2 protein-coding genes and 2 pseudogenes are annotated in these 3270 nt (G+C 42.3%); 3 read left to right on the top strand and 1 reads right to left on the bottom strand.

Translation table 11 applies throughout. The annotated features are described in order from the left end of the window. The 3 genes and pseudogenes from FTU17_RS17055 to FTU17_RS17045 form a co-directional block, all read left to right on the top strand. Nucleotides 1–93: pseudogene (locus FTU17_RS17055) on the top strand (IS1595 family transposase); the annotation flags it as partial. 196 nt (nucleotides 94–289) lie between these two features. After that, nucleotides 290–685: a tautomerase family protein gene (locus FTU17_RS17050; RefSeq protein ID WP_168379827.1), complete on the top strand. Its 396-nt coding sequence runs from the start codon at nucleotides 290–292 to the stop codon at nucleotides 683–685. Between the two features lie 490 nt (nucleotides 686–1175). After that, on the top strand, nucleotides 1176–2465 hold the full coding sequence (locus FTU17_RS17045) for a glutamate carboxypeptidase (protein WP_180022949.1): 1290 nt from the start codon (nucleotides 1176–1178) through the stop codon (nucleotides 2463–2465). Nucleotides 2466–2790: 325 nt separating this feature from the next. Here the strand turns inward: FTU17_RS17045 and FTU17_RS17040 are convergent. After that, nucleotides 2791–3123: pseudogene (locus tag FTU17_RS17040) on the bottom strand (NADPH-dependent FMN reductase); the annotation flags it as partial. Nucleotides 3124–3270 lie beyond the last annotated feature (147 nt).

Here is a 3270-nt window from a genome sequence, read left to right as displayed (position 1 = left end):
GAGTATTTTGATTATCATCTTAAAGAAACAGAATGGCGTTGGATGAGGGAGCCTAATGAGCTAGCAACAGAGTTGTGGGACCTCATTAGGTAAAACTAAGTGCAAATCTGCTAGTCTAGAGCCTTATTTTTATTGCAAGACATCCTGTCTCTGTATGTTCTTACTATAGGCGCGTTGCTGTTGAGGCTACAGGCGTAAATACTGCAAGCGCTGTAGGTAAATGCCTACAGCAGAACGTCGCTAAATCCTGCTAGTGTAGTGATGGATATAACAACAATGAGTTTCGCGCATGCCTGCAACACAAATCGATATACGGATGCAATACAGCATAGAACAAGAACAACAGTTGATAAATGCTGTCTTTGACGCCTTACAACAGAGTTTTCAGCTGCCTCGATATGACCGCAATATACGTTTGCAAGTGCATGCCCCACATCGGTTTCAGGTGTTTGATCATTTGACGCAGCCTGAGCGTTTTACACATATCACCATCGATTGTTTTGCGGGACGAACCTTAGCAACCAAGCGTAAGTTATATCAAATGCTGGTGCAAAATTTGGTGGAATTTGGCATTCCAGCCGACCATATCATCATTACCTTACGCGAAAGCCCTCAAGAAAACTGGGGGATTCGAGCTGGTCAAGCCGCCTGTGATGTCGATTTAGGTTTTCAGGTCGATGTTTAGTCTGTGCAAATACATGGAATGTTGCTTTCACGGAGCTTAAACGAAAAAAGCCCCGACATCCTGTCGGGGCTTTTTCGGATTCATTGTAGCGGTATAACTTCTGTCCTACCGTTAAGCTTCCTGCTCATTGTCTTATCATTGTTGTTTTATGTTCAGTGACATCCTGTCGCTGTATGACCTTAATATAAAAGTAATCCAATAACGTGAATAGTGTCTATTATCCGCATCTGATGTAAGCCAAAACGTACAACACCTAAATTATCATTCTGTCCGTCGCGTCAATGTATTGCACAGCATTAAGGCTCTCGACCGTTAGATCTATGCATCCATATTGATCTAAACCGCTTTTAAAACAGCAGGAAGCTGGTTTTGAAGTGACTAAAAGCCTTATCAGTGGTGTTACATATTTTTGCGATTAATTGGTTGAATGGTGAACTAATTTATCAGACATTAAAAATTCATAATGAAAAATATACAGGGAATAAGATCGATGCTAAGAACACTTACACAACAACGGACGACGTCAAAACTTCAGCTCGCATTAGGCTGTGCCATTGCGCTTAGTGCTTCAGCAAATTGGGCAGCATCTCCACAAGAGATTAAGAAAATTGCGGAAAGTCAAAAACACAGTTATTTAGAGACCTTGAAAACCTTGGTCAATATTGAATCTGGCAGTAAAGATATTGAGGGTTTGAATCAAATTGCCAAGGTGGTCGCAGAGCAATTAAAAGCCACAGGGGCTGAGGTGAACGTGATTCAGCCCAAAGACATCATGAAACTCGATGGTGCGCCAGATCAGACAGGGCCGATTGTAAAAGCGGTACTAAAAGGCAAAGGTCAAACGAACATTATGTTGTTGGCGCATAACGATACGGTGTATCAAAAGGGCCAATTACAAGGTCAACCGTTTCGCATAGACGGTAATAAAGCCTATGGCTTGGGTATTTTGGATGACAAGCAAGGTGTTGCTGCAGTGATTCATGTTTTGGATATGCTGAAACAGCTGAAGTACCAAGATTACGGCACCATTACGGTATTAATTAATTCAGATGAAGAAATCAGTTCACCCGGCTCGCGCCAATTGATTATGGATACCGCTCAAAATCAGGACGTTGTCCTCTCCTTTGAAACCGGTGGTTTAGAGGGAAGCTTGATGTTAGCCACCAGTGGGATTGGTGCGGCTTATTTAGATATTAAAGGGCAGGGTTCGCATGCGGGGGTAAAACCTGAAGCAGGGGTCAATGCCTTGACAGAACTGGCTTTTCAGATTCAACAATTGGAAAATCTATCCAATCCGAAAACGGGTTTAAAGCTGAATTGGACTGTTGCGACGGCTGGAAAAACCCGAAATGTGATTCCTGACCATGCGACAGCGCAGGCAGATGCTCGTTCCTTAAAACCACAAGATTTTGCTGAGTTGGAAAAAACCTTGAAGCAAAAAGTCAAAACCAAAAAATTGGCGGAAAGTCAGGTCGAGGTCAAATTTGAAGTCCGTCGACCACCTTTAGAAGCCAGTCCACAAGCCAAAAAATTAGCCGCGACAGCCCAGCAGATTTACACAAACGAATTAAAGCTGCCGATGAAAGTTGAAACGACCGCTTGGGGTGGTGGTACTGATGCCGCTTTTGCTGGAGTTACTTCGAAAGCCGCGATCATTGAAGGAATCGGTATGTCTGGCGATGGATTACATTCAGATAAAGCAGAATATATTTTGACGGATTCTATCGTGCCGCGTTTGTACTTGGTGACCCGCTTAATTGTTGAAAGTTCTAAAAAGTAATCGTATCCGATTGGATGAGATCTAATGAGTCATTGCCCTGAGTTTGGTTGTGGCTCATGTTAGAGCTATTCTTATGTAGCATTTGAAATGAAAAAAGCCCCGACATCCTGTCGAGGCTTTTTCAGATTCATTCTAGCGGTATAACTCCTGTCCTACCGTAAGCTTCCTGCTTAGTCTTATCATTGTTGTTTTATGTTCAGTGACGTCCTGTCTCTGTATGCTTTAACTTTATCGTGGATGATGCATGGCGTATAGCTGCCATCTGCCGAAAATAATGTAAGCCTGAACCTACAAAAGGCGGCATCTATCACGCGAACGGCAACAATTAAGCACTCACATATTGCAGTAATTTTTTGAAAATCGCTTTAACCGCTTTGTTGTCAAATTCATTCGGTTCGAATTTATCTGTTTGATTACGTGTAAAAATGTCACGAATTTCAACTACAGCATTACTGTCAATTAAGCCCAATTGAGTTGCCACTTGGCGAATTTGATCAATCGAACGTGAACCATTGGTGCCTCCATAGCTAACGTATGCCGCAGGTTTTCCGCCCCATTCTTTACCGAGGTAATCCAATGCATTTTTGAGCGCAGGGCTGTAGCCGTGGTTATATTCAGGGCTAATGAAAATAAATGCGTCGCCTTGCGCGATTTTATCAAATGGAGCGTAAAACTCTTTCCTTCAGGTCAGAGATATAAGCGACACGACCTGAAGTGTCGTTTGATTTAACTAAGGACTATTTTCCTTGAGTTTTGATTGTTAATATAAGTACATGAAAACCCTTAAATTACGTATAAAAGACAA

Source organism: Acinetobacter sp. YH12070 (genome assembly GCF_013419625.1).
Lineage (GTDB): Bacteria > Pseudomonadota > Gammaproteobacteria > Pseudomonadales > Moraxellaceae > Acinetobacter > Acinetobacter amyesii.
Note: the sequence above shows the minus strand (reverse complement) of the source record. Positions and strands in the feature narration are given on the sequence as shown.

Bases quoted from the DNA above. Each gene is read 5' to 3' on its own strand.
- FTU17_RS17050 (WP_168379827.1), top strand. From the start codon at position 290: ATGCCTGCAACACAAATCGATATACGGATGCAATACAGCATAGAACAA.
- FTU17_RS17045 (WP_180022949.1), top strand. From the start codon at position 1,176: ATGCTAAGAACACTTACACAACAACGGACGACGTCAAAACTTCAGCTC.